We start from the raw sequence: 26,250 nt of genomic DNA on the forward strand, positions 1-26,250 counted from the left end.
AGCGCCCTGCCGAGGTTCGATCGCGGTCGCGGGTTCACCAATGACAAACAAGGAGCGATCCTGCAGTGAGTTCCACCGCCTGGTTCACCCACGACCGGTTCGGGATGTTCGTCCACTGGGGACTGTATTCCCTGGCCGCCCGGCACGAATGGGTGCAGAACCGCGAGAAGCTGACCGACGAGCAGTACCGGGTGTACTTCGACCACTTCGAGCCGGACAAGTACGACCCGCGGTCCTGGGCGCGTGCCGCGAAGGCCGCGGGCATGACCTACGTCGTGCTGACCACCAAGCACCACGACGGTTTCTGCCTGTGGGACAGCGACCTCACCGACTTCAAGGTGACGAACACGCCGTACGGCAAGGATCTGCTCGGCCCGTTCGTCGACGCATGCCGCGAGGAAGGCCTGAAGGTCGGCTTCTACCACTCGCTGATCGACTGGCACCACCCGGCTTTCCCCGTCGACGGCACCCATCCCCGCCGTGACGACGCGGAGTACATCGCGGCGCACCAGTACGCCGACATCGCCGAGTACCAGCTGTATCTCCACGGCCAGGTGCGCGAACTGCTCACCCGCTTCGGCACGATCGACTACCTGTTCTTCGACTTCTCCTACAAGGGCCGCAAGGAATGGTGGGGCGGCAAGGGACCGGACGACTGGGACTCCCCCGGCCTGCTCGCGCTGGTCCGCGAACTCCAGCCCGGCATCCTGGTCAACGACCGCACCGGGATCCCCGGCGACTTCATCACCCCGGAGCAGTACCAGCCGTCCGGCCCGATGACCCGCGACGGTGTGCCCGTGGTGTGGGAGGCGTGCCAGACCCTCAACGGCAGCTGGGGTTACGACCGCGACAACCTCGACTACAAGAGCCCGGAACTGCTGATCCGGATGCTGGTCGACGGCGTGTCGAAGGACGGCAACCTGCTGCTCAACGTCGGGCCGAACGGCCGGGGCGAGATCGACCCCCGTGCGCACGAAGTCCTCGCCGAGATCGGCCGCTGGATGGACCGCCACGAACGCTCCATCCGCGGCTGCGGTCCCAGCGAGTTCACCGCGCCCGCCGACGGCCGCTACACCCAGCGCGGAGACCGGCTGTACCTGCACCTGTTCAGCTGGCCGATGAACCACGTCCACCTGCCCGGCCTCGCCGGACGGGTGCGCTACGCCCAGTTGCTCGACGACGCCTCGGAAATCCGGCAGGTGCACACGGATCCCGGGCAGACCGCGCAGAACACGCAGATGGGCGGGCAGCCGGAAGGCACGCTCACCCTGAAGCTCCCCATCCGGAAACCGGACACCCCGGTCCCGGTGATCGAACTGTTCCTGAGCAAACAAAGCCCCGCCGCCGAAACCCGCCCCACCGATTGAGCACGGAGGCATCATGGATCGCAGAAGGTTCCTCAGCGGCGCCACCCTCGGCGCCGCGCTGATCACCGTCCCCTGGGTCACCGCGGGCACGGCGTCGGCCAAACCCCAGGGGCTGTGCGCGCTGAACGTCAGTTCGCTCACCGAACTGCAGAACGCGATCAACCAGGCGGGACCCGGTGCCGTCATCACCGTGAACAACGGCACCTACACCGTGCCCACGGGCAAGCCGATCAGCATCAAGGGCAGGCGCGGCACGAAGGACCAGCCGATCACCATCGTCGCCCAGTCCCGCGGCGGGGTGACGTTCAACGGTGAGCAGAGCTTCGTCTTCGACGATTCCACCGGTGTCACGATCAGCGGGTTCAAGTTCCGCCAGAGCACCACGCTGGAGATCCCGGCGAACTGTTCGCGGATCCGGCTGACCCGCAACGATCTCCAGTTCGCCGACCTCCCGGACCTGCACTGGGTGATGGTGCGCGCCGACAACAGCAAGATCGACCGCAACCACTTCCACCACAAGACCACGCTCGGCGTCATGCTCTGCATCGAGGGCGCGGACGACGACAAGATGGCCGCGGACGTCGAGGTCTTCCGGAACTACTTCTCCGACCACACCTTCCCCGGTGACAACGGCGGCGAGCCGATCCGGCTCGGCGTCAGCCCGCGCGCGCTCAGCACCGCCGGGGCCAAGGTCGAGTTCAACCTCTTCGAACGCGCGAACGGCGACCCGGAGGCGATCTCGATCAAGTCGTCGGGCAACTTCATCCGCAACAACACCATCCGGAACAGCCTGGGCGGCATCGTGCTGCGCCACGGGAACAAGTCCGTCGTCGAATCGAACTTCATCCTCGGCGGCAAGGAAGGCATCCGGATCTACGGCAACGACCACAAGATCGTCAACAACTACGTGGCCGGGGTGTCCGGTACCGCGCTGGTCGTCGGCAGTGGCTCCGTACGGGACCACTTCCCCGGTGAATCGAAGGAATCCCGGCGCGGCAACGACGCGGCGGACCGCGTGCTCATCGCGCACAACACGCTGCTGAACAACGGCGGCACGCTCGCCGGCGAGACCAAACGGACGATCGAACCGCGTGACTGCACGATCTCGGACAACCTCTTCGTCGGCGGTAACGGCGACCTGGTCGCGATGAGCACCACGGGCAACTTCACCTGGTCCGGCAACATCCTGTGGGGTTCGGCTGGGAACGGCAACATCCCGGCTGGCACCTTCCGCCGGGTCGACCCGAAGCTCGTGCAGGGCTCCGACGGCGTCTCGCGGCTCGCCGCGGGCAGCCCGGCGATCGACGCGGCGACCCTCTCGACCGCGCCGGTCACGCTGGACATCGATGGTCAGGCCCGCGGCAGCCTGCGTGACGTCGGCGCCGACGAGTACTCGACGGCGGCCATCGCCAACCGGCCGCTCACCACCGCGGACGTCGGCCCCGGCGCCCCGTAGCGAGGCGGCGGACATCAGAGCCGGGCTCACGCCGGCGTCAGCCCACGCCGGCGTGAGCCCAACCGCACCACCGAGGAGGAACCATGGCGCAGCGTGCCGCGGGTTCGGCCACCCTGGCCGACGTCGCCCGCGAGGCCGGAGTGTCGCTCGCGACGGCGTCGAGGGCGCTCAACGGCGGGACCAGACAGGTCAGCGGCACCCTGCGCGAATCGGTGCTGCGGGCCGCGGAACGCTTGCAGTACACGGCGAACGTGCCCGCGCAGGCGATGGCCCGCGGCCGCGGCAACGTCGTCGGGCTGCTGGTGCACGACATCGTCGACCCGTACTTCTCCTCGATCGCGTCCGGCGTGATGCGGGTGGCCGCCCGGCACGGGTTGACGGTCACCATCGCGAGCACGGAAAACCATCCGGAGAAGGAACTCGAGTACGTCACGACGTTGCGCGGGCAACGGGCGCGGGCGGTCATCCTCGCCGGGTCGCGGAACGAGGACAGTGCCCTGCAACGGAATCTGACCAAGGAACTCAAGGCGTTCGAGGCCGCCGACGGCCAGGTCGTGGTGATCGGGCAGCGGAAACTGCCGTTCGACACCGTCATGCTGGAGAACCGCGCGGGAGCGGCGGATCTGGCCGAACAGCTCGCCCGGCTCGGGCACCGCGACTTCCTCGTCCTCGCCGGGCCGTCCGGCCTGCTGACCTCGCGGGACCGGGTGCTGGGTTTCCGTGACGGCCTCGCCCGGCACGGCGTCCCCTTGCCCGAAAACCACGTGCTGCGCGCGGAATTCACTCGCGACGGCGGCTACGCGGCGATGGTGCGGGCGATCGAGAGCGGCTTCCGCGGCTGCGTGTTCGCGGTCAACGACGTGATGGCCGTCGGCGCGATGGCCGCCTGTCGCGACCGCGGGCTGCAGGTGCCCGCCCAGATCGCGATCGCGGGGTTCGACGACATTATCACCTTGCGCGACATAAGGCCTTCGCTGTCGACTGTGCGGGTGCCGATCGAGCGCATGGGCGAACAGGCCCTCGACTTCATCCTCGACCACCGCGCGGACGGTCCCCGCGTCAAGCCGATCACCGGCGAGGTCGTGCTGCGGGAAAGCACTCAACCGTTGGAGGGAAAATGATCCGCCCGGGACTGTGTTCGGTGACCTTGCGGCGGCTGGACGCCGACGAGGTCGCCCGTCGCGCCGAGGAGGCGGGGCTGCAGGTGATCGAATGGGGTGCCGACGTCCATGTGCGCCCCGGTGACGACTGGGCCGCCGAGCGCGCGTTCGAGGCCATGGCACGGCACGGGCTGACCTGCGACTCCTACGGCTCCTACTTCCGCGCGACCCCGATGGAGACCGGGAAGTTCGGCGAGATCGCCGCCACCGCGGTCCGGCTCGGCGCTTCGCGGATCCGGGTGTGGGCGGGGAAAGCGGGCTCCGAGGACGTCGACTCCTACGAGCGCGAGCAGATCGTCGCCGGGCTCCGCGAGGCCGCCGACGTCGCGAACGAGCACGGACTCGAAGTCGCGCTGGAGTTCCACGGCGGGACGCTGACCGACACCGCCGAATCGACCGTGCGGTTGCTCGAAGAGGTCGGCCGCGACAACCTCGGCACCTACTGGCAGCCGCCGCAGGATCTGCCGGACGAGCAGGCGCTGGCGGGGCTGGAACTGGTGCTCGACCAGGTCCGCGCGGTGCACGTGTTCTCGTGGTGGCCCAGCAACGAGCGGCATCCGCTGACCTTCCGGACGGAGCTGTGGACGCGGGCGTTCGGCCTGCTCGCCAAGGCGGGGCGGCCGCTCGACGCGCTGCTGGAATTCGTCCCGGACAACGACCCGGACCTGATCCCCGGTGAGGCCGACTCGCTGCGGAAGCTGATCGAGGCGGGCGCGTGAGGTTCACCGAAGCCGACCGCCTGCTGTTCGCCGGCGACTCCATCACCGATTCCAGCCGCGACCGCACCGACCCCGCGTCGCTCGGCAAGGGCTACGTGCGGCGGATCGCGGATCTCCTCGGCGACGGGCCGGAGGTGCTCAACCGGGGGATCAACGGAAACCGGATCTACGACCTCGAAGCCCGCTGGGCCACCGACGTCCTCGCGGCGCGTCCCACGGTGCTGACGGTGAAGATCGGCATCAACGACACCTGGCGGACGTTCGACCGCGGCCTGCCGAGCCCGATCGGCAAGTTCCGTGCCGCCTACTCCCGGCTGCTGGCGGGCGCACGGCGGGATCTCCCGGCCGAGTTGTACGTGATCACGCCGTTCCTGCTGCCGGTGGAGCCGGAACAGCAGGACTGGGTCGCCGATCTGGCGCCCCGTGTCGAGGCCGCGATCGAGGTGGCGATCGAGTTCGGCGCGCGGCTGATCCGCGCGGATCTGTTCATGCCGCAGGCGGCCGCCGAGCACGGGGCGGCGACGCTGGCCCCGGACGGCGTCCACCCCAGCCCGCTGGGACATCGCCTGCTCGCCGAAGCCTGGCTCGCCGCGGCCGGGTCGCCGGTCCAGGAGGCCCCGCTCTCCTAGCGGATACAGTTGCGTCCGTGAACCGGGATGCCGTCATTGCCGGACGTTACCGGCTGGAGCGCGAGGTCGGCCGGGGCTCGATGGGCGTGGTGTGGCGGGCGCGGGACGAGCGGCTCGACCGGACGGTGGCGCTCAAGCAGATGCTGCCGGACACCTCGCCGGACGGCGCGCCGTTCCGGTCGATCGTGCGCGCGATGCGGGAGGCGAGGGTCGCCGCGCGGCTCAAGCATCCGCACGCCGTCACCGTGTACGACGTCGTGGAGCAGGACGGAACACCGTTCCTGGTCATGGAATACCTGCCGTCGCGGCCGCTGACGGACCTCCTCGCGGACGACGGCCCGCTCCCCGCCGGCCGGGTCGCGGAACTCGGCGCGCGGATCGCCTCGGCGCTGGCCGCCGCGCACGACGCCGGGATCCTGCACCGCGACGTGACGCCCAACAACATCCTGATCACCGGCGACGGGCAGGCGAAGATCGCCGACTTCGGCCTGTCCCACGCCACGGGCGAAGGGACCATGACCGGCGGCGGGCTCGTCGTCGGCACTCCCGCGTACCTCTCCCCCGAGGTCGCCGACGGTGAGGAACCCGGCTATCCGTCGGACGTGTTCTCGCTCGGCTCCACGCTCTACACCGTGCTGGAGGGCGCGCCGCCGTTCGGCACCGACGCCAACCAGATCGCGCTCCTCAAACGGGTCGCCCGCGGCGAGATCGTCACGCCGCACACCACCGGCCCGCTCACGGACGTCCTGCTGCGCATGCTCCGGCGCGATCCCGCGGAGCGGCCGGACATGGCCGAGGCCGAACGGATGCTCGCCGCCGTCGCCGACGGCCGTCCGGCGATCCTGGCCGGCACCAAACGGCTTCCCGCACCTGACCGCCGATCGCGCTTGCCGATCGCCATCGCGGGCGGCGTGGTGGTGGCGGGAGGTGTCCTGGCGGGGATCCTGCTGTTCGACGACGACGCACCCGATGCCGTCGCCCCGGTGGCGGCGCCTTCGCCGTCGGCCGCGAAGCCGGTGTGCGAAGCGCGTTACGAGATCGCCAACCGCTGGCCCGGCGGCTCGGAGATCCGCGTGTCCGTGCGCAACGCCCAGGACACCCGGCTCACCGGCTGGGAGGTCAGCTGGACGCTGCCACCCGGCACCCGTATCGCCAATCTGTGGAACGGTTCCCTCGTGCAGGACGGCGATCGCGTACGAGTGTCCGAATTGGACTGGAACGCGGTACTGCCCGCCGGCGGGACGACCACGTTCGGCTTCATCGCGACCACCGAGGACGACGGCGGGGACACGCCGGTCGCGGTGTGCCGGAGTTCCTGAGCATGCATTTAGTCCTCTGAATGCGGTAGTTGCCCGTCCAAGGACCGCATTCAGAGGACTAAACGCATGCTAGCGGGTGGTGGATTCCCGCGCGTTCAGGCGCACGGGGACTTCGATCCGGTGCGGCTCGCCGTCCGGGGCCGCGCCCTCGACGAGGTCCATCAACGCCGTGGCCGCGCGGCCACCCACCTCACGGGGATGCACGAACATCCCGGTCACCTGCGGCGAAACGAGCCGCAGCGAACCACTGTCGACCGCACTGCAGATCCCGAGCCCGCCGGGTACCGCGAGCCGTCGCCGGCGGGCCTCGTGCAGCACTCCGAGGGCGAGGTTCTCCGACGTCGTGAAGACGGCGTCCGGACGCACCGGGCGGTCGAGCAGCCTGCCCAGCGCCTCCGCCGTGCCTTCGGTGGTCGGCGGCTCGTCGATCTCGACCACCACCGGCTCCAGTCCCCGGTCCTCCAGCCAGCCGGTGTAGCCCGTGACCAGATCCGCCGCGTACGACCGGCGGGTGTCGGTGGTGATCATCGCCGGCCGCTCGTAACCGTTGTCCGCCAAGTGATCCAGCATCAGCCGGGCGGCCGCGACCAGGTCGTTGTCGACGACGACCGGCACCGGGCACGGCGCCGCCATCGGCCGTCCGACGGTGACCAGAGGCCGGTCGCGGCACCAGCCGGTCGCGAAGAAAGGTTCGTCGCCACGGGGATCCACCAGGATCGCGCCGTCGACGGCGAAGGCGTTCAGCCGGTCGAGGTCGGCGTCCGTCGGAGCGAGCAGCAAGGCGTACGACCGTTTCGACGCGGTCTCGGCCGCCCCGTTGAGCACTTCGAGGAAGTAGTCCGAGTTGGGCACGAGCGCGCAGGCGCTGCTCGCGTCGACCGAGTTCGCGAGCTGGATCGCCAGCGTGCGGCTGCGCCGGGTGACCAGCTGCTGCGCGTGCACACTCGCCTGATAGCCGAGGTCGGCCGCCGCCCGCGCGACCCGCTGCCTGGTCTGCTCGGAGATCCGCCCCTGTCCGCTGAGCACGTGGGAGACGGTGGTGATCGAAACCCCCGCGGCGGCGGCGACGTCACGGATGGTCGGCGACACTCAGGCCTCCACGGGCGGTCCCCAGACGCGGTTCGGCCGGTCGGTGTCCAGCCGATAGTCGGTGACATGGGCGTCGCCCAGCCTACGGCCGAGGTCCTCCGCCGCCGCCAACGGCCGGGCGGGGTCGCGTTCCACCTCGCCCCGGCTGTTGCCGACGCCGACCACGATCCCGGCGAGATCCTGACGCAGATACCGGGTGAGTTCCTGGAACTGGGCCTCGAGGCCGAGCGTCGCGCCGCGATAGCTCTCCTCGCAGGAGATCAGCACCGCGGCGCGTTTGCCCATCAACCCCGGCACGACGTCGGCGGTGTGCGGCGAACTGCCGGAGGTGTAACAGAAAAGCCGGTCGAAGAACGACTTGAGCCGCCCGGTCATGCCGTACCAATGCAGCGGTGTCGCGTACACGATCGCGTCCGCCGGGAGCACCTGATCGAACAGCAGACGCTCGTAGCCGTCCCCGATGCCGCACGACCGATCGCTCAGCCGGCAGTCACGGCAGTCCCCCAGCGGCGACTCGACGAAATCGGAGAGCCGGGCGAAGTCGACCGTGTGCCCGGCCTCCTCCGCACCTTTGCCCAAAGCCTGCGCGAGAGCCCAGGAATTGCCTTCACGACGCGGGCTCGAATCGAGCACCAAGACCTTCACGTGGTTCTCCCCGGAGAGACTGCAAAAACGCTTTTTCAGTCTCTCCGGGGAGGGTTTCACCTGTCAAGCGACCGAGGTCAGGCGACCTTGGCGGCCGCCGCGAGGATGACCTCCGCGACGACGTCCGGCCGCGAGACCGAGACGGCGTGCGAAGCGTCGACCCTGGTGACCTCCGAACCGGCGCGGTCGGACATGAACGCCTGCGCGGCGGCGGGGATCGCGTGGTCCTGCTCGGCGATCAGGGCCCACGACGGCAGGTTCTTCCACGCCGGCTCGCCGTCGAACGGGGTGCCGAGCGCGCGCTCGGTGACCGGACGCTGGGTGACCGCCATGACGTCGGCGGTCTCCGCGGGGACGTCGGCCGCGAACACGTCCGAGAAGTTCTCGGGCTTGATCGACAGCTCACCCTGGGCGGCCAGGACGTTCGTGGTGTCCGGGCCGAGCTTGCCGCCCTCGAACCGGCCGGACAGTTCGAACACGCTCTCCCCCGCCTCCGGCTGGAAGGCGGCGATGTAGACGAGCGCCTTGACGTTCGGCGCGGTGGTGGCCGCGCGGCTGATCACCACGCCGCCGTAGGAGTGCCCGGCCAGCACCACGGGGCCGTCCACTCCGTTGACGACGTCGGCGACATAGGCCGCGTCGGACTCGATGCCGCGCAGCGGGTTCGACGCCGCCAGCACGCGATAGCCCTGCTCACGCAGCTTCGGGACGACTCCGTTCCAGCTGGACGAGTCGGCGAAAGCACCGTGGACCAGGACGATGGTGGGCTTCTGGTTGCTCATTGCTGCTCCTTCAGAGCCAGGGAGAATGATCGGTCTTTCTGCCTCAACCATGGCGCCACGGGATGCCTTCCGCAACGTGACGAAGACGACCTAGTGGAATGACCGTTCTTTCTCTAGAGTTGAAAGATGCCGACTGTCGACCGGGACGTACACCCGAAGATCCGGCTGCTCGAGACAGCGTCGCGGCTCTTCTACGCGGAGGGCATCCATGCCGTCGGCGTGGAGCGCCTGGTCTCCGAAGCGGCCGTGACCAGGGCGACGTTCTACCGCCACTACCCCACCAAGGACGACCTCGTCGCCGCCTACCTGAGCACCACGAGCGAACGGATCCGCGCGGGCGTCGGCGCGGTGACGCAAGGGAAGCCCGCCCGCGAAGCACTGCTCGCCGCACTGGGCATCATCGGCGACCGGACACTCGACGACGACTTCCGCGGTTGCCAGTTCCTCAACGCCGCCGCCGAATACCCCGATCGCGCACACCAGGTGCGGCAGGTCATCGACGACCACCGGAACTGGTTCTTCGGCGTGCTTCGCGACTTGGCGCGCGACGCGGGCCACGCCGACCCCGAGCACGCCGCCCGCACGCTCGTCCTCCTCCGCGACGGCGCCCTCCACGGCGGGAACCTCGACGACCCCGAGACCGTGCGAACCACCCTGGCGCGAGCGGTGGCCGACGTCGCGGGCTGAGCTTCATCGCGTCTTCTCGACGGTCGTAACAAGTGCTACCTTCGCGGGAGGGGGCACGGCCGGACCGAGGAGCGGCGACGATGAGGCTTTCTCCCAGCGCGCATGTCGACCCGTTCTGCCGTGACCGGCTGCCTCCCGCCGATCAATGGCCGGAGTTCGTCTTCGCCCTGCCGGAACTCCGCTATCCCGACAGGCTGAACGCCGCGACCGCGTTGCTCGACGACACCGTCGCCCGGCTCGGTCCGGACCGGCCTTGCCTGCTCTCCCCCACCGAAACGTGGACATACGGCGAAGTCCTGGCCCGCGCCAACCGCGTCGCCCACGTCCTGGTCGCCGAATTCGGTGTGGTCCCAGGCGATCGCGTGCTGCTGCGGGGCACCAACACCCCGTGGCTCGCGACGGTGTGGCTGGCCGTGCTCAAGGCAGGCGCGGTGGCCGTCACGACCATGCCGATGCTGCGACGGACCGAACTCGACAAGATCGTCGGCCGCGCGAAGCCCGCGCTCGCCGTCTGCGACGAGCGCCTGATGGACGAACTCCCGCCCAATCTGCCCGTCGTGGCGTACGGAACGGAACTCGCCGCCCGCGCGGAACGGCATCCGGTGACGTTCGCCGACGTCCCGACCGCGGCCGACGACGTCGCCCTGCTGGCCTTCACCTCCGGCACGACGGGCTCGCCGAAAGCGACCATGCATTTCCATCGCGATCTGCTCGCGATCGCCGACACGTTCTCCCGGCACGTCGTGCGCCCGACGTCCGACGACCTCTTCTGCGGCACACCACCACTGGCCTTCACCTTCGGCCTCGGCGGCCTGCTGGTCTTCCCGTTGCGTGCCGGGGCGGCGACGCTGCTCGTCGAACGCGCCACCCCGGCGGAACTCGCCGCCATCGTCGCCGAGAAGGGCGTCACCGTCCTCTTCACCGCCCCGACCGCGTACCGCGCGATCCTGAACGCCGGCGACGGACGGCTGCTGGCCGGAGTGCGCCGGGCCGTGTCCGCGGGTGAGTCGCTTCCCGCTCCCGTGGCCGAGCAGTTCCGGGCGATCGTCGGGCGGCCGCTCATCGACGGGCTCGGCAGCACCGAAATGCTGCACGTGTTCATCTCCGCCGCCGACGACGACGCCCGTCCCGGCGCGACCGGCAAGGTCGTACCCGGCTACGAGGCGGCCGTCCTCGACATCGATGGTTCGCCCGTGCCCGACGGCACGCCCGGGTTACTGGCGGTGCGCGGCCCCACCGGCTGCCGCTACCTCGAAGACCCGCGCCAGCGCGACTACGTCCGCGACGGCTGGAACTTCACCGGCGACACCTACGTGCGCGACGCCGACGGCTACTTCCGGTTCGTCGCACGCAGCGACGACATGATCATCTCGTCGGGCTACAACATCGCCGCCCCGGAGGTCGAGGAAGTCCTGCTGACCCATCCGGACGTGGACGAATGCGCCGTGATCGGCACCCCGGACCCGGATCGCGGTTCGGTCGTCACCGCGTTCGTCGTCCCCCGGCTCGGCGCCGAACCCGGCACGGATCTCGTGAAAGCCTTACAGGACCACGCGAAGGCGACCGCGGCGCCGTACAAGTATCCGCGGCGCGTGCGGTTCATCGAGGCGTTGCCGCGCAATCCGAGCGGGAAGCTGCAGCGGTACTTGTTGCGGGAGTTGTGAAAGGGGCTTTCGCCACCGGTCAGCGAATCCCGCGCCGCCGATTCGCCGCCACCAGCGCGACAATGCTCAGCGACGCTGTGGCCAAGAGGTAATAACCGGGCGATACCGGCGATCCGGTGGCAGCGATCATCGCGGTCGCGATGGTCGGCGTGAATCCGCCGAAGATCCCGACGGTGGCGTTGTAGGCGAACGAAAGCCCCGTCGCCCTGGTGTGGGCCGGGAAGACGTCGGCCATCACCGAGGGAAGCGCGCCGAAGTAGATGGCCTTCAACAGGCCAAGGATCGTCATGGTCACCGTGAGGGTCAGGAACGACGGCGACGTGGTGACCCACAGATACAACGGCACCACACCGGCCCCGATCACCGCCGCGGCCCCGATCATGATCCCGATGCGGCCGTGCCGGTCGGTGAGCAGTCCCACGATCGGTGTCACGAAGGTCAGAATGGCCGCGGTGATCATCAGGGCGACGAACGACAGCGAGTCGTCGAGGCCGAGGTTCTTGATCGCGAACGTCGGCAGTGACTGCAGGATGAAGTTCAACGAGGTCGAGACGACCAGCGCTCCGCCGGCGATCAGCAGGCCGCCCCAGTGGAAGCGGAACAGCGTCCGGACCGGCGTCGACTGTTTCTCTTGAGCGACTTCGGGTTCGTCGACGTGACGCCGGATGTAGTAGCCCACCGGCCCGACGAGCAACCCGAAGACGAACGGGATCCGCCAGCCCCACGACGTCATCGCGTCGGCGCTGAGCGAAGCGGTCAGCCCGGCGGCGAATCCGGCGGACATCAGCGTCGCGAAACCCTGGCTGGCGAACTGGAAACTGCCGAGGAAACCCTTGCGACGGTCGTCCTGTTCGATCAGGAACGACGTGGCCGCCCCGAATTCCCCGCCCGCGGCGAATCCCTGGATCAGCCGCGCGACGATCACACCGACCGGCGCGAGGAACCCGATCGTCGCGTAACCCGGCATCACCGCGAGCAGGAACGTCCCGATGACCATCAGCCAGATGGTCAGCACCAGCGCCTTCTTGCGGCCGAACCGGTCGGCGTAGGCACCGAGCACCAGACCGCCGAGCGGGCGCACGAGGAACGTGATGCCGAAGACCGCGTACGCCTGGACGAGCTGCACGGCGGCGTTCCCGCCGGGGAAGAAGGTCTTGCCGATGTAGGCCGCCATCAGCGCGTACACGCCGAGGTCGAACCATTCGAGCGCGTTGCCGATGGTCGCCGCGGCGATCGCCCGCCGCGTGGACGACGGCGTGCGCGGCTTGGCCACCGTCCGGCCGGTCGTCATGCCCCCTCCCCGCGCCGCCCGAGCGCGTGGAACAGTGCCGTGGCGAGGACGAGGCCTTCGCGGGCGATCGGCGCGAGCAGGTGCTCGTCGGGCGCGTGCTGCAGGCAGCCGGGATAGGAGTGCGGCAGCCACAACGTCGCGAGGCCGAGCAGGTCGGTGAACACGTGGTTCGGCAGTCCCCCGCCGAAGCTCGGCAGGATCGCCGCCCGCTGTTCGGCAACCTCGTCGAGCACGCTCTTCGCCCAGCCGACCCACGGGTCGTCGACAGGGGTGCGGCTGGCGAGGAAGCTGCCCTCGGCGGTCACGTCGACCATCGAAAACCCGTTCGCGGCAAGGTGTTTAGTGATCGCTTCGCCCACACCGTCGACGTCGGTCCCGGCGACGTAGCGCAGTTGCAGCATCGCCCGGGCGCGGCCGGGGATGGCGTTCACCGGACGGTCGATGTCGGCCGCGCCGAGCGAAAGGACTTCGAGCGTGTTCCACCCGTACAGCCGCTCGGCCGCGGTCAGGGCGGTGTCGCCCCAGCCGTCGTCCAGCGCCGGATCACCTGGCTTGTTCCCGATCTCGAGGTCCGCGAGCGCCGCACGGACGCTGTCCGGGAGCTCGGGCGGCAGGAGTTCCGGCACCTGGACGCGGCCGTGCCCGTCGACGAGACAGGCGATCGCCCCGGCGAGAGTAGTGGCGGGATTGCGCAGGACTCCGCCCCAGTTCCCCGAATGGTAGGCGTCGGGGCGGAGATCGACGTCGAGGGCGATCCGGACGCTGCCCCGCGCGCCGAGGAACACCGTCGGTGTCGCCGCGTCCAGGCGCGGGCCGTCGGACGCGATGAGGACGTCGGCGCTCAGTGCCTCCCGGTTCGCCTCGACGAACTCGTCGAGGCCCGGCGAGCCGATCTCCTCCCCGGTCTCGAAAAGGAACTTGAGGTTGAAGCCGAGCGAACCCGTTTCGGCGAGGAGCAGCCTGAGCGCGGTCAGGTTGATCAGGTGCTGTCCCTTGTTGTCCGCCGAACCGCGGCCGTACCAGCGCTCGCCGTCGGCGGTCAGCGTCCACGGATCCCGACCTTCGCTCCACTGGCCCTCGTGCCCGTCGACGACGTCGGCGTGGCCGTAGCACAGGAGGGTCGGCAGCTCCGGGCGCTCGATACGGGTGCCGATCAGGAACGGCCCGCCGTCCGGGTCCGGGTTCGGGTATGTCTCCACCGAACAGCCGAGCGCGGTCAGCGCGGGGGTCAGCACCTCGTCCAGGTATGCCTTGATGGCAACGCGGCCGCTCGGATGATCGCTCACCGTCGCATATCGGACGAGCTCGGCGAGCTCGGCGAAGAACGCGCCGGAGTCGACGTGCTCGTGGGCTTTCGTGACCAGTTCCGCTGGGATCACCGCGTTGTCTCCCGATTCGCTCGTCGAGTGTCGCAGAGGAGCGTAAGTCGGTTTGCGCACTCTGACCATTGCCGTTTACCGTGCTCCGCGTTCTCATTGCGGCAAACCTGCGGAGCCCTGATGCGACTACTGCCGATCGCGCTGACGTACTTCCTCGAAGTCGCCCGCACCGGCTCGGTGTCCGAGGCGGCGACGGAACTAACGGTGGCCCCCTCGGCGATCAGCCGTCAGATCGCCAAACTCGAAGCGGGCATCGGGGTGCCGTTGTTCGTCCGGCATCCGCGGGGCATGGTGCCGACCGAGGCCGGCACCCGGCTGCTCGACCACGTCCGCCGCAGCGAGGCGGAATCCGCCGTTCTCGTCGACGAACTCCGCACCGGCCGCGGGCTGCACGCCCGGTCCCTGACGGTCGCGTGCTCCGAGGGATTCGCCCGCCGCGTGGTCCCGCAGGCCATCGCCGCCTTCCGGCGCGACCACGACGTCACGTTCCACATCGACGTCGTGACCAGGGACGAGGCGACGCGCCGGGTCCTCGAAGGCGCGGCCGACGTCGCCGTCACGTTCGCGACCGGGCCGCAGCACGGCGTGCGCGTCGAGAGCGCGGTCGTCGTCCCGGTGTACGCGATCGTGCCGCTCGGTCATCCGCTGACCAGCCGTGACTCCGTCGGACTCGCCGAACTGTGCGGGCATCCGCTGGCGCTGCCGGCGCCGGGACAGAGCCTGCGCGACCTGTTCGACATCGCCGCGCGGATCGACAACCTCACGGCGCATCCGGTGCTGGAGTGCAACGAACTGAGCCCGAAGTACGAGTTCGTCCGCTGCGGCGGTGGGATCGCCCTGGTCGGCGGACTGGGTGACATCGAGCGGGACGCGGCCACCGAAGGGGTCGCCTACGTGCTGCTCGACAACGCCGTGTTCCGCAAACGCGAAGCCCAGGTGCAGACCATGGCGGGGCGGACGTTGTCCTTGGCCGCCATGCGGTTCACCGCGCTGCTGACGTCGTTCGTCCAGCCTCCGGTCAGCCGATCAGCACTCCCGGATTGAGGATTCCCGCCGGGTCGAGCGCCGACTTGGCGGCGGTGATCGCGGCGGCGAAGGGGTCGGGACGCTGCCGGTCGTACCAGGGCCGGTGATCGCGGCCGACGGCGTGATGATGGGTGATCGTGCCGCCGTGGCCCGCGATCGCCTCGGAGACGGCGGCCTTGATGTCGTCCCACTGGGCGACCGTGCTCCCCCAGCGCCCGGCGGCGTAGATCCCGTAATAGGGCGCGGGGCCGTCGGGGTAGACGTGGCTGAAACGGCAGGTGACGACACCCGCGCCGCCGCACACCGCGTCGATCGCGGCGCGGGCCGCCGAGGTGATCGCGTCGTGGAACTCCGGGAAGCCGTCCCACGTGCACGCGGTTTCGAAGGTCTCCACGATCAGCGAGCGGCGGGCCAGCGCGTCGCGTTGATAGGGCATCCGCAAGAAGGACGATCGCCAGGCCGATGCGCTGTCCTGACCGGCGGAGTCCTTGCTGCGCCTGGCTTTCACCACACCGCCGTGGCCCGCGGTCAGTTCGAGCGCACGGTCGAGCCAAGTGTCGACCGGATGATCGGCGGATTCGAACGCGACCAGCAGGAGACCGCCGCCCACACTCGCGCCCGCGTTGATGAACGCCTCCGCCGGGTCGAGCAGACGGCAGTTCGACGGGTACAGCCCGGACTGCGCGATCGCGCGGGTGGCGGCGACGGCGTCTTCCTGCCGCTCGAAGGCGACGGACGCGGTCACCTGCCAGACCGGCCGGTCCTGCAGGCGCATCCAGGCTTCGGTGATCACGCCGAGCGTCCCCTCGGAGCCGAGGAACATCCGGTCCGGCGAGGGACCCGCGCCCGAGCCCGGCAGGCGCCGCGATTCGCTGATCCCGGCGGGTGTGACGACGCGCAGCGATTCGGTGAGATCGTCGATATGCGTGGCGAGGGTGGCGAAATGCCCGCCCGCACGGGTGGCGAGCCAGCCGCCGAGCGTCGAATGGGCGAACGACTGCGGGAAATGCCGCAGGGTCAGCCCCAGCGGGCGAAGCCGGTCTTCCAGCGCCGGTCCGAAGATCCCGGCCTGGATCCGCGCCGCGCGGCTGACCGTGTCCACTTCGAGCACCTCGCCGAGACCGGCCAGATCCATCGAAACCGCGGGGCCGTCGAACCGCGGCTCGACCCCGCCGACCACGGAACTGCCGCCGCCGTAAGGAATCAACGGGGTACCGGAGGCCGTGCACCAGTCCAGGAGGTCGACGACGTCCTGTTCCGTGCGCGGGCGGGCGACCAGATCCGGGACGTGGTCGAGCCGTCCGAGCAGATTGCGGACGACGTCGCGGAACGCCTTGCCGCGGGCGTGGGACAACCGGTCGACCGGTCCGTCACTGCACAACGCGGCGAGCGTGGCGGGCGGCCGGATCCTCGGCGCCGGGAGGCCGAGATCCGCGGGATCCGGCGGCGCGTGATCGGTGAAGTCGTGGCCGGGCAGCACTCCCGACGTGCGGGCGACCAGCGCGTCGGACTCTTCCTTGGACAGTTCGCCGTCGGTGGTGCCCCAGCCCCACCACGAACGCTCCTCGGCCGGCATCGTCGCCTCCGTTCGATCTGACTCGCTAGTAAGTTACTTATCAGTCAGTTACCGTGTCAACGCATAGAGCACCCCGGGACAGTGGACACGCTGCGGGTACTTGACACGAAGGAGCCCTCGCATCCCTACTGCGACTACTGGCAGCAGCAGCCCGCAGAGGTAGTGAAGGCCTCCTTTCCCACCTTGAGAGTAGGGAAGGAGGCCTTCACGGACGGCGCCCCGACGATCGCCTGACACACCGGACAGCTCTTTCGCCCACGACCGATTCGACGCCTTCGACGCTTTACAACGTTGTATCAACGATGTAAAAACATCTTGACGGCCAGCCGTGGCCCGGCTCACACCGGTTCCCACCGGCCACGGGGTCGTGGTTTCACGCCTGCACAGGTCCAGTGGGAGGCGCACCTCCGCCGAGGCGGCCGCCCCCGGAGAAGGGTGTCGAGCAGATGTTGCCAACGTTGTCACCACCACGCCCCCGGAGACGCTTCCGGAAACCCCTGACCGCCGCGGTGGTCGCCGTCACCGCCCTGGCGTTGACGTCGGGGGCCGCGACGGCCGCGGAGAGCGGCTGGAAGATGGGCAAGCCACGCCTGACCACCCCGTGGACGAACCAGGTGTCGCCCACCAACGCGCTGCCCGAATACCCGCGGCCGCAACTGGTGCGCGAGAACTGGCAGAACCTCAACGGGGTCTGGGAGTTCGCCGGCGCCGCACCGGGCGAGGTCCCGCCTTTCGGCGAGAAGCTCGCCGAGAAGATCCTGGTCCCCTACCCCACCGAATCGGCGCTGTCCGGGATCCAGCGGCACGAGGACTTCATGTGGTACCGGCGCACGTTCACCGTGCCCCGGAACTGGAACGTCGGCAAGGACAACACCCTCCGGATCAACTTCGGCGCCGTGGACTACAAGGCGAAGGTCTACGTCAACGGCAAGGAGGTCGCCGCGCACCAGGGCGGCTACGGCGCGTTCTCCGCGGACGTCACCTCGGCCCTGAAACCCAAGGGAGAGCAGGAGATCATCGTCGGCGTCGAGGACCGCACCGACGCCACCTGGCAGCCCGTCGGCAAACAGCGCCGGGTTCCCGACCGCGGGATCTTCTACGAAGGCGCCTCGGGCATCTGGCAGACCGTGTGGATGGAGCCGGTCGCGGCCAAGCACATCGGCACGCTCGGCATGGTCCCCGATCTCGGATCCTCCACGCTCAAGCTCACCGTCGACACCGGCGGGAACTCCGGGCTGACCGTCGAGGCCGTGGTCCGCGACGGCCGGAAGGTGGTCAGCCGCAGCAAGGCGTCCGCGGCAGGCACGATCTCGCTGCCGGTGCCCAAGGCGAAACTCTGGTCACCGGATTCACCGTTCCTCTACGACCTCGACGTCGAACTGAAGGACGGCCGCCGCACCGTCGACAAGGTGTCGTCCTACTTCGGCATGCGCGAATTCGGCACCGCGAAGGGCGCCGACGGCAAACTCCGGTTCACCCTCAATGGCAAGATCCTCTTCCTCCAGTCCACTTTGGACCAGGGCTACTGGCCGGACGGCATTTACACCGCGCCGACCGACCAGGCGCTGCGCTTCGACCTCGAACAGCACAAGGTCCTCGGCTTCAACACGGTCCGCAAGCACATCAAGACCGAACCCGACCGCTGGTACCACCACGCCGACAAGCTCGGCCTGCTCGTCTGGCAGGACATGCCGTCGATGCGCACCGGCGGCCGCCCGCCCGTCGACGCCCAGCGGCAGTTCAAGGCCGAGCTGAAGGAACTGGTGGAGCAGAAGAAGAACTGGACCTCGATCGTCGGCTACGTGCCGTTCAACGAAGGCTGGGCGGAGTGGTCGCGCGAGGAGACCGGGCAGGTCGCCGAGAGCGTCAAGGCCCAGGACCCGACCCGCTTGGTCAACGCGCACAGCGGCGTCAACTGCTGCGATTCGCTCGGCGACTCCGGCAAGGGTGACGTCCTCGACTGGCACGCCTACCCCGGCCCCGCGAAGCCGATGCCCGACGCCAAGCGGATCTCGATCGACGGCGAACACGGCGGCTACGGTCTCGAAGTCAAGGACCACATGTGGTTCGGCGAAGGTCACGCCTACGAGATGGTGAAGGACCAGGCGACCCTGAACAGCCGCTACGTCCAGAACCAGCGCGACGTGCTCGCGTCCGCGCAGAGCTGCGGCATCAGCGGCTCGATCTACACGCAGATCACCGACGTCGAGCACGAGGTCAACGGCTTCTTCACCTACGACAGGCAGGTGAAGAAGATGGACTTCGCGCAGGTGCGAGCGGTCAACCAGGCGATCATCCGCAACGCCGACGGCAGCGGCTCGGGCGCGCCGGACCCCGGTCCCGGCACTCCGGGGATCGACGGCGTGCACGCCTACAAGTTCGACGAGGGCACCGGTTCCAGCGCCAAGGACTCGGTCGGCACCGCGCACGCCACCCTGACCAACGCGCAGTGGGCCGGCGGTGTCGAAGGCGGCGCTCTGGCCTTCACCGGCAACGGGCAAGCCGACACCGGGGCGAACCTCGTCGACACCGCCGGGAGCTATTCGGTTTCGGCGTGGGCGAAGCTGGACGAGGCGAGCGGGGCGTTCCAGACCGTCGTCAGCCAGGACACCGGCCGCGACAGCGCGTTCTTCCTGCAGTACTCCGGGCAGGACCAGCGGTGGGCGATGAGCTTCGTCGGCCTCCGCGCCCTGTCGCCGGAGAAGCCGGAAGCCGGCCGCTGGTACCACCTGACCGGCGTTCGCGACGCCAAGGCGGGCACGTTGTCGCTGTACGTCGACGGCACGAAGGTCGCCTCGCAGAACGCTTGCTCGGCCGCCCCGAGCACCGGCAACACGGTGATCGGCCGCGGCCAGTACGGCGGTCAGCAGGTCGACTTCCTGCGCGGCGCGGTGGACGATGTCCGGCTCTACGACCGGCCGCTGTCCGACGCCGAGGTCGCGACGCTCGCGAAGCGCGACTGAGCCCGAGCACGCGGCGCCGGGGTCACTCCCGGCGCCGCGTGTCCGTCACCCACTCCCGCACGATGTCGCCGAGGACCGGCAGCGGCACCTGCCCGTTCCTCAGCACCACGTCGTGGAAGTCGCGGATGTCGAACGCCTCCCCCAGCTCTTCCTCGGCGAAGGCACGCAACCGCTGGATCTCCAGCCTGCCCGTCATGTACGACAGTGCCTGACCGGGCCATTCGATGTAGCGATCGGTCTCCGATTGCACCTCGACATCGCTGAGCACGCAATGTTCCGCGAGGTAGTCCACGCATCGCTGCCTGCTCCAGCCCAGCGCGTGCAGCCCGGTGTCGACGACGAGCCTCGCGGCGCGCAAGGAATCCTCGGCGACCATGCCGAGCCGCATCACGTCGTCGGAGTACAGCCCCATCTCGTCGGCGAGCCGTTCGGTGTAGAGCGCCCAGCCCTCGTCGAACGCCGAGAGCGGGACGAGCCTGCGCAGCCGTGGCAATTCCTCCAGCTCATAGGACACCCCGGCCTGGAAATGGTGCCCTGGAACGGCTTCGTGGAAGGCGACCGACTCGGCGATGAACCGGAACCGCTCGGTCACCCGGTAGGTGTTGGTGGAGTAGACGCCGGGACGGCTGCCGTCCGCCGACGGCGGCATGTAATACGCCTGCGAGGCGGAGGGGCCGTCGGCCTCCGGCACGGCACGCACGACGCATTCGGCCGACGGTATCCGCCGGAACCAGCCGGGCGCGGCGGCCGCGGCCCGCGCGACGGCTTCCGTCGCGGTCGTGATCATCTCGTCCGCGTCCCGCCAGCGCAGCGAAGGATCGGTGCGCATCCGCAGCCGGACCGCGACGGGGTCGTCCTCGCCGAAGACGGCCGCGCCGAGCCGCCGGTATTCCTCGTCCAGCGCCCGGCCGAGTTCGAGACCGGTCTCGTGCAGTTCCTCCGGCGAGATCCCGGTGGTGGTATGCGTCTTGACCAGGCCGGCGTAACTCTCCTTGCCGCCGTCCAGCCAGCAGAGGCCCGGCCGGTCGTCGGGGCGGCCACGTCCGGCGATCTCCCGGGCGAGCACCTCGCGATAGGCGACGAGCGCCGGCCGCACCCGCTCGGTGAACAGCCGCTCCCGCCGCTCGGCGCGGTCGCCGGTCAACGGCGGGACGAGCAGCGGGTGGCGTTCGGCGGCCAGGATCCGGTCCAGGTAGTCGATGGCGTTGCGCACCGCCCGTTCCACCGGTGTCCGGCCCGCCGCGATCCCGGCGCGGTGGCGTTCGGCCAGTGCCGCGAAGAAGTCCGGGAACGCCGCCAGCCTGGCCAGATAGTCCTCCTCCGCCTGTTCCCCCGACGGCTCCAGCTGCGGAAGCCAGGCCAGCGCCCCGATCCCCTCGGCCACCATCGGATCGGCGAGGATGAACTCCGTCAGCCGCGAATCCAGCCTGGTCAGCAGCGATTCCGCGTGATGGGCGATGACTCCGAGGGTGATCCGGTCCGGATCGGCGGATCGGGCGGCGTGCCCGGCGATCCGGACGGCGCGCTCCCGCAGCCGGTCGTCGCCCGCCTCCGAAACGTCCCGCAGTTCGTGGTCGTGCCCGGGGACGTTGTCGAACGTCGCCATCAAAGGGAGTTCGGTCGCGAGGACGTCGAGGAGTTCGTCGGCCAGCTCCGCCGCGGTGGGCTCATCGCTCATAACCGATGACTACCAGATCGGGACCGGCGTCCGCTGACAGATATTCGCATTCGCAAAAGCACGCGCTGAGTCCTGCGCCACAACTCCGACATGGTCGGACTTCCGACTTTTAGGGTGGCTTGGTGAATGACGCCCAGTTCCTCGTCGAGAGCGGAATCGGCCGGATCACGCTGAACCGGCCGCGTGCGCTGAACTCGCTGAACCACGGCATGGTCCTCGCCATGCTCGACCACCTCGAAGCGTGGCGCGCCGACCCGGGAGTCCGTGCCGTGCTGATCGACGGCGCCGGCGATCGCGGGCTCTGCGCCGGCGGCGACATCCGCGCCATCTACGAGGACGCGCGCGCCGGCGGCACCGCGTCGTTGCGGTTCTGGGCCGACGAATACCGCCTCAACCTCCTGATCTCGCGTTACCCCAAGCCGTATCTCGCGCTCATGGACGGGCTCGTGATGGGCGGCGGGGTCGGCGTCTCCGCGCACGGCAGCCACCGGATCGTCACCGAACGCTCCCGTGTCGGCATGCCCGAGACGGGCATCGGTTTCGTCCCCGACGTCGGTGGCACGTATCTGTTGTCGCGGACTCCCGGCGAACTCGGGACGCATATCGCGCTCACCGCCGGGGCGATCTCCGGGCCCGACGCGATCCACTGTGGACTCGCCGATCACTTCGTGCCCAGCGAACGGATCCCGGAGCTGCTCGACGCGCTCACTTCGCGCCCCACGGACGACGCGCTGGAACTGATCGCCGAACCCGCGCCGCCGAGCGCGCTGGCCGGGGACGCCGCCTGGATCGACCACTGCTACGCGGCGGACACCGTCGAAGAGATCCTGTCCCGGCTCCACGCCGGCGGTGACGCCGCCGCGACCGCCGCCAAGGAGATCGAGGCGAAGTCGCCGACCGCGCTGAAGGTGACCCTGCGGGCACTCCGGTCGGCGGCCGCGATGCCCGACCTGGAAACCGTGCTGGCGCAGGAATACCGGATCTCGGCCCACGCCCTCTCGACCGCCGAATTCGCCGAAGGCATCCGGGCGCAGATCATCGACAAGGACCGCGCTCCGAAGTGGTCGCCCGCCACTCTGTCCGAAGTGGACGAGCGGATCGTCGACGCCTACTTCTCCTGACCGGTGATCGCCCGGTAGAGCGGCCGCAGCAGGGCGGTGACCGAGGTTCCGTCCACTGTGGCCTTGAGCGGCGGGACCTCGTCGAGCAGTCCCAGCGGATCCCCGGCGGGCGGACGTCTCCTATTCGTGACGTCCCCGGCCGGGCCCCAGCCGAAGAAGTCGTCCATCACCTCGTCGAGCCCCGGTGTCTCGTCCTCCGCCGCCGGGGCGGTCACGCGCGCGCCCGCCTGCCGTCCGATCTCTTCGAGCAGCGTCGCGCGATCGCGTCCGCGAAGCGTGAAGATCGCGAACGGATCCGCGTCCGCCTCGAGGGCGATCAGGGCCGCGACGAGGTGATCGCACGGGACGCGGGTGCCGGGACACGTGCAGTCCAGCGACAGTTCCCACGCCGCCTCGGGGAACAGCGGCACCTGCTCGGCGGCGAAGAAGCGATCGATGTCGTCCGGGACCCGCCCGTCGAGCAGAGCGGTCCTCGTGGGCTCGTCCGCCACGACGGCGGCGACGACCGCCGTCCACACCTGCTTGCCGAACGCCGGCAGGCCGATACGGACCTCGTAGAACCGTTGCCGGGTCACCCGGACCCTGGCGACGGCGGCCCCCGGCCCCAGCGTGAGCGTATCGACCGTGCAGGGCGGGACCAGTCCTTTGTGGACGCCCAGTTCGTCGAGCGCCCGGCGGAATCCCTCAGTCATCGGCCGCCTCCCTGCCGAGTGTGAAGACCTCGCGCAGCGAATCGGTGGACAGCTCGGTGAGCCAGTCCTCCCCGTCGGTGACGACGAGATCGGCCAGTGCCTCCTTCTTGGTGATGACGTCGTCGATGCGTTCCTCGATGGTTCCGGGACAGACGAACTTCCGCACCTGGACGCTGCGGCGCTGGCCGATGCGGAACGCGCGGTCGGTGGCCTGTTCCTCCACCGCCGGATTCCACCATCGGTCGAGATGCAGGACGTGGGTGGCGGCGGTGAGGGTCAGCCCCGCTCCCCCGGTCTTCAGCGACGCGAGCAGGATCGACGGGCCCTCGCCCGACTGGAAGTGCTCGACGATCGAATCGCGGCGCCGCTGTGACAGCCCGCCGTGCAGGAAGGCGATCTTCACGTTCAGCCGGTGCGAGAGATGCGGCACGAGCAGGTGACCGAACTCGGCGAACTGGGTGAAGCACAACGCGCGGTCGCCCGAGTCCAGGATCTCCGCCAGGAGTTCTTCGAGCCGGTTGACCTTGCCGGAACGGTGCCCGATCGGCGAACCGTCGTGCAGCAGATGCGCGGGATGGTTGCAGATCTGCTTGAGCTTGGTGATCGCGGCGAGGATGTTGCCGCGCCGTTTGACCCCGGCGCTGTCGGCGATCTTCGTCATCATCTCGTCCACGGTCGCGCGGTAGAGCGTCACCTGTTCGCGGGTGAGGCGGTATTCCTGCAGGATCTCGATCTTCTCGGGCAGATCCGCGAGCACGGTGGGGTCGGTTTTGAGGCGCCGCAACAGGAACGGCCGGGTCAGGCGGCGCAGTTCGGTGGCGGCGGCGAGGTCGCCCCGTCGCTCGATCGGCACCTCGAACCGCTCACGGAACTCTTGCCTGCCACCGAGGACGCCGGGGTTGAGCAGGTCCGAAAGCGACCACAGGTCGGCGAGCCGGTTCTCCACCGGCGTCCCGGTCAGCGCGACCCGGTGCCCGGCCGGGATCCGGCGCAGGGCCTGCGCGGGTCCGGTGTTCTGGTTCTTGACCGCCTGCGCCTCGTCGAGCACGAGCCGGTGCCAGCGGATGGCCGCGAGTTCGTCGGCGTCGCGGGCGGCGGTCGTGTAGGTGGTGACGACGAGATCCGCGCCCTCGGTCGGCACGGGGCCGCGGTCGGCGCCGTGATGGAGGTGGACACGCAACTCCGGGGCGAATTTGGCGGCTTCCCGTTGCCACGTCCCGAGCAGCGACATCGGACAGACCAGCAGTGTCGGCCGCCTGTCGTCCTGCGCCCTCTCCATCGCTTCGAGTGCGAGCAGCTGGACGGTCTTGCCCAGCCCCATGTCGTCGGCGAGGCAGGCCCCGAGCCCGATCGACGTCATGAACGAAAGCCAGGCGACACCGCGGCTCTGATAGGGCCGCAGCGTCGCGACGAAGGTCGGCGGTGGCTCGACCGGTTCGATGGTGCGCTGGACCCGGCCGGCGAGGAAGTCGTCGATCCAGCCGTCGGTGGTGACTTCGGTGACCGGCAGCGGTGTTTCGAAGCCGCCACGGAGCAGGGCGAGCAGGTCCGCCGGCGTGGGCAGCGGTGGCTTCTCGCGGTCCGGATCGCGGCGGAGATACTCCAGGCCCGCGCGCAGCAGTTCGGGGTCCACGCTCACCCACCGGCCGCGCAGCCGCACCAACGACGACTTCGCGGCCGCGAGCCCGGCGAGTTCGTCGTCGGTCAGGGCGTCCTCCCCGACGGCGAGCGCCCAGCGGTAGGAAGCGAGCTGATGCCGCCCGAGCCGGTGCACGGCTGCCTGGTCGACCGGCGCGCCGCGGACGGACAGCTTGAGCGCGAGCTTCCGCCTGCCACCCCAGCTCGCCGGGAGCTGGACGTCGAATCCGGCCGCGACCAGCTGTTCCGCGCCGCCGTCGAGGAACTCCACGGCTTCGGCGACGGTGAGGTCGTAGGTACCCGGTTTCCCGGCCTCGACCGCGGGCCCGAGCAGCGGCAATACCCCGGCGGCGCGCTCCAGCTCGGCGGCGAAGAGACCTTCGGGGTCGGTGAACTTCGCGCCCGCCTTGCCGGACCAGACGTCCTCGGCCGGGAGCAGGAGACTGGGGTCGGCGGTGGAGCGCAGGAGGAAACGCAGCTGCCACTTCGTCCCGTCGCCGGTCTGGTCGTCCGGGTCGTCGGCCGGGCCGTGCAGCGTCGGAACCTCGTCGAGCCGGAGGCAGACCGTGCCCTCGGTGAGGTCCGTGTCGCCGATCGCGTCCCAGGCGGCGATGCCCTCCGCGACGATCCCCATCCGCCCCGGCGACTGGCCGACCCGGTCGTCGGCGCTCTTCAGCGCGTGGAGCCACGACCCGAACGGGCCTTCGCGACCGTCGCTTTCCGTGGCATGCCCGGCGGCGCCCAGCCGATCGCGGACCGCGGCGTCGACCAGGGTGTGGAGGGCGTCGGTGACGAGCGCCGCCGGATCCGGCCCGGGATGTTCGGCCCGGCCGACCGGCGGGGTGGCCGCGATCAGCGCGCGGACCGCGACCGCGTCACCGCCCCGGGCCACCGGCCGCCAGCGCGCCCGCGCCACGATCTCGTTCCGCACGAGCGTCGGCAGCACCCGGCCGCGGCGGACCAGGTCGTCCGCCAGCCGGACGACGGCGCGGAGGTGGCGGACCGAAGTGCCGTAGCTGACCGTCTCGGCCAGGTCTTCGAGTTCCGAGGGGTCGACCAGGAGGGCCGGCACCGACCAGGGTTCCAGCGTCGGTTCCGGTTGCGGACGGCCACGGGTACCCAGTTCGGGCGAGGCGATCGGGCCGCCGCGCCGCGACGGCAGCAGCAGGACGGCGGTCGCCGGTTTGCCGGGATGCAGGGCGGTCAGATCCGCGACCGAGGCGGCGAACGGATGCGGCCGGGCCGCGCTCGACGGCCGCATCGACGTCGTCGCCGGGCGGTCGCCGTGTTCACCCCACAGGACGATCCCGCGGCCACGGGACCACAAACCGTGCACGACCAGTGGCGACATGTTCCCCCTCTCCGCTGG

20 protein-coding genes are annotated in these 26,250 nt (G+C 69.8%); 11 read left to right on the top strand and 9 right to left on the bottom strand.

Annotated elements, in window-relative coordinates; all coding sequences use genetic code 11:
* Positions 1–65 precede the first annotated feature (65 nt).
* The 6 genes from DMC61_RS20805 to DMC61_RS20830 all read left to right on the top strand — a co-directional run bounded on the left by DMC61_RS20805 (position 66) and on the right by DMC61_RS20830 (position 6,650).
* Positions 66–1,367 carry an alpha-L-fucosidase gene (locus tag DMC61_RS20805; protein WP_125690703.1) on the top strand — a complete coding sequence of 434 codons (1,302 nt, stop codon included), beginning with the start codon at positions 66–68 and terminating at the stop codon, positions 1,365–1,367.
* 13 nt (positions 1,368–1,380) lie between these two features.
* Positions 1,381–2,823 (top strand): polysaccharide lyase 6 family protein, encoded by a 1,443-nt coding sequence (locus tag DMC61_RS20810; protein ID WP_125690704.1) that lies wholly within the window; start codon positions 1,381–1,383, stop codon positions 2,821–2,823.
* Between the two features lie 83 nt (positions 2,824–2,906).
* Positions 2,907–3,944 (top strand): LacI family DNA-binding transcriptional regulator, encoded by a 1,038-nt coding sequence (locus DMC61_RS20815; RefSeq protein WP_125690705.1) that lies wholly within the window; start codon positions 2,907–2,909, stop codon positions 3,942–3,944.
* Complete coding sequence (locus DMC61_RS20820; protein WP_199750050.1) at positions 3,941–4,702, top strand: sugar phosphate isomerase/epimerase; 762 nt, start codon at positions 3,941–3,943, stop codon at positions 4,700–4,702. The genes DMC61_RS20815 and DMC61_RS20820 overlap by 4 nt, the downstream gene beginning before the upstream one ends.
* Positions 4,699–5,331 carry a GDSL-type esterase/lipase family protein gene (locus DMC61_RS20825; RefSeq protein WP_125690706.1) on the top strand — a complete coding sequence of 211 codons (633 nt, stop codon included), beginning with the start codon at positions 4,699–4,701 and terminating at the stop codon, positions 5,329–5,331. The genes DMC61_RS20820 and DMC61_RS20825 overlap by 4 nt, the downstream gene beginning before the upstream one ends.
* Before the next feature lie 17 nt (positions 5,332–5,348).
* Positions 5,349–6,650, top strand: coding sequence for a protein kinase (locus tag DMC61_RS20830; RefSeq protein ID WP_125690707.1), 1,302 nt, complete (start codon positions 5,349–5,351; stop codon positions 6,648–6,650).
* A 69-nt stretch (positions 6,651–6,719) separates the two neighbouring features.
* Here the strand turns inward: DMC61_RS20830 and DMC61_RS20835 are convergent, their stop codons facing one another.
* The 3 genes from DMC61_RS20835 to DMC61_RS20845 all read right to left on the bottom strand — a co-directional run bounded on the left by DMC61_RS20835 (position 6,720) and on the right by DMC61_RS20845 (position 9,166).
* Complete coding sequence (locus tag DMC61_RS20835; RefSeq protein WP_125690708.1) at positions 6,720–7,739, bottom strand: LacI family DNA-binding transcriptional regulator; 1,020 nt, start codon at positions 7,737–7,739, stop codon at positions 6,720–6,722.
* Positions 7,740–8,384 carry a flavodoxin family protein gene (locus DMC61_RS20840; protein WP_125690709.1) on the bottom strand — a complete coding sequence of 215 codons (645 nt, stop codon included), beginning with the start codon at positions 8,382–8,384 and terminating at the stop codon, positions 7,740–7,742.
* A 77-nt stretch (positions 8,385–8,461) separates the two neighbouring features.
* The gene (locus tag DMC61_RS20845) at positions 8,462–9,166 is read right to left on the bottom strand and encodes an alpha/beta fold hydrolase (RefSeq protein WP_125690710.1); all 705 of its coding nucleotides are present in this window, start codon (positions 9,164–9,166) and stop codon (positions 8,462–8,464) included.
* Positions 9,167–9,292: 126 nt separating this feature from the next.
* Here DMC61_RS20845 and DMC61_RS20850 point away from each other — a divergent pair, with 126 nt between their 5' ends.
* The gene (locus tag DMC61_RS20850) at positions 9,293–9,853 is read left to right on the top strand and encodes a TetR/AcrR family transcriptional regulator (protein WP_072027447.1); all 561 of its coding nucleotides are present in this window, start codon (positions 9,293–9,295) and stop codon (positions 9,851–9,853) included.
* 80 nt (positions 9,854–9,933) lie between these two features.
* Positions 9,934–11,517, top strand: coding sequence for an AMP-binding protein (locus DMC61_RS20855; RefSeq protein ID WP_125690711.1), 1,584 nt, complete (start codon positions 9,934–9,936; stop codon positions 11,515–11,517).
* 19 nt (positions 11,518–11,536) lie between these two features.
* Here DMC61_RS20855 and DMC61_RS20860 read toward each other — a convergent pair whose 3' ends face one another.
* Together DMC61_RS20860 and DMC61_RS20865 are read right to left on the bottom strand one after the other, a co-directional pair.
* Positions 11,537–12,808 (bottom strand): MFS transporter, encoded by a 1,272-nt coding sequence (locus DMC61_RS20860; protein WP_125690712.1) that lies wholly within the window; start codon positions 12,806–12,808, stop codon positions 11,537–11,539.
* Positions 12,805–14,187, bottom strand: a complete 1,383-nt coding sequence (locus DMC61_RS20865; protein ID WP_199750051.1) for a M20 family metallopeptidase — start codon at positions 14,185–14,187, stop codon at positions 12,805–12,807. Before DMC61_RS20865 ends, DMC61_RS20860 begins: the two co-directional genes overlap by 4 nt.
* A gap of 120 nt (positions 14,188–14,307) precedes the next feature.
* Between DMC61_RS20865 and DMC61_RS20870 the strand changes: the two genes are divergently transcribed.
* A complete protein-coding gene (locus DMC61_RS20870; RefSeq protein ID WP_125690713.1) occupies positions 14,308–15,231 on the top strand; it encodes a LysR family transcriptional regulator in 924 nt (307 codons plus the stop codon).
* Here the strand turns inward: DMC61_RS20870 and DMC61_RS20875 are convergent.
* A complete protein-coding gene (locus DMC61_RS20875; RefSeq protein ID WP_125690714.1) occupies positions 15,206–16,789 on the bottom strand; it encodes an FAD-binding oxidoreductase in 1,584 nt (527 codons plus the stop codon). The genes DMC61_RS20870 and DMC61_RS20875 overlap by 26 nt on opposite strands.
* A 509-nt stretch (positions 16,790–17,298) precedes the next feature.
* Between DMC61_RS20875 and DMC61_RS20880 the strand changes: the two genes are divergently transcribed.
* The gene (locus tag DMC61_RS20880; RefSeq protein WP_125690966.1) at positions 17,299–19,752 is read left to right on the top strand and encodes a LamG-like jellyroll fold domain-containing protein; all 2,454 of its coding nucleotides are present in this window, start codon (positions 17,299–17,301) and stop codon (positions 19,750–19,752) included.
* Positions 19,753–19,774: 22 nt separating this feature from the next.
* On the opposite strand, the gene DMC61_RS20885 is transcribed toward DMC61_RS20880, so the two are convergent.
* A complete protein-coding gene (locus tag DMC61_RS20885) occupies positions 19,775–21,430 on the bottom strand; it encodes a DUF885 family protein (RefSeq protein WP_125690715.1) in 1,656 nt (551 codons plus the stop codon).
* A 122-nt stretch (positions 21,431–21,552) separates the two neighbouring features.
* Here DMC61_RS20885 and DMC61_RS20890 point away from each other — a divergent pair, with 122 nt between their 5' ends.
* On the top strand, positions 21,553–22,551 hold the full coding sequence (locus tag DMC61_RS20890) for an enoyl-CoA hydratase/isomerase family protein (protein ID WP_125690716.1): 999 nt from the start codon (positions 21,553–21,555) through the stop codon (positions 22,549–22,551).
* Here the strand turns inward: DMC61_RS20890 and DMC61_RS20895 are convergent.
* Both DMC61_RS20895 and DMC61_RS20900 read right to left on the bottom strand, forming a co-directional pair.
* Positions 22,539–23,243, bottom strand: coding sequence for an SWIM zinc finger family protein (locus DMC61_RS20895; RefSeq protein WP_125690717.1), 705 nt, complete (start codon positions 23,241–23,243; stop codon positions 22,539–22,541). The two genes, DMC61_RS20890 and DMC61_RS20895, sit on opposite strands and share 13 nt — an antisense overlap.
* Positions 23,236–26,232, bottom strand: coding sequence for a DEAD/DEAH box helicase (locus DMC61_RS20900; RefSeq protein WP_125690718.1), 2,997 nt, complete (start codon positions 26,230–26,232; stop codon positions 23,236–23,238). The genes DMC61_RS20895 and DMC61_RS20900 overlap by 8 nt, the downstream gene beginning before the upstream one ends.
* Positions 26,233–26,250 lie beyond the last annotated feature (18 nt).

Source organism: Amycolatopsis sp. WAC 04169 (genome assembly GCF_003947535.1).
Classification (GTDB): Bacteria; Actinomycetota; Actinomycetes; order Mycobacteriales; family Pseudonocardiaceae; genus Amycolatopsis; species Amycolatopsis keratiniphila.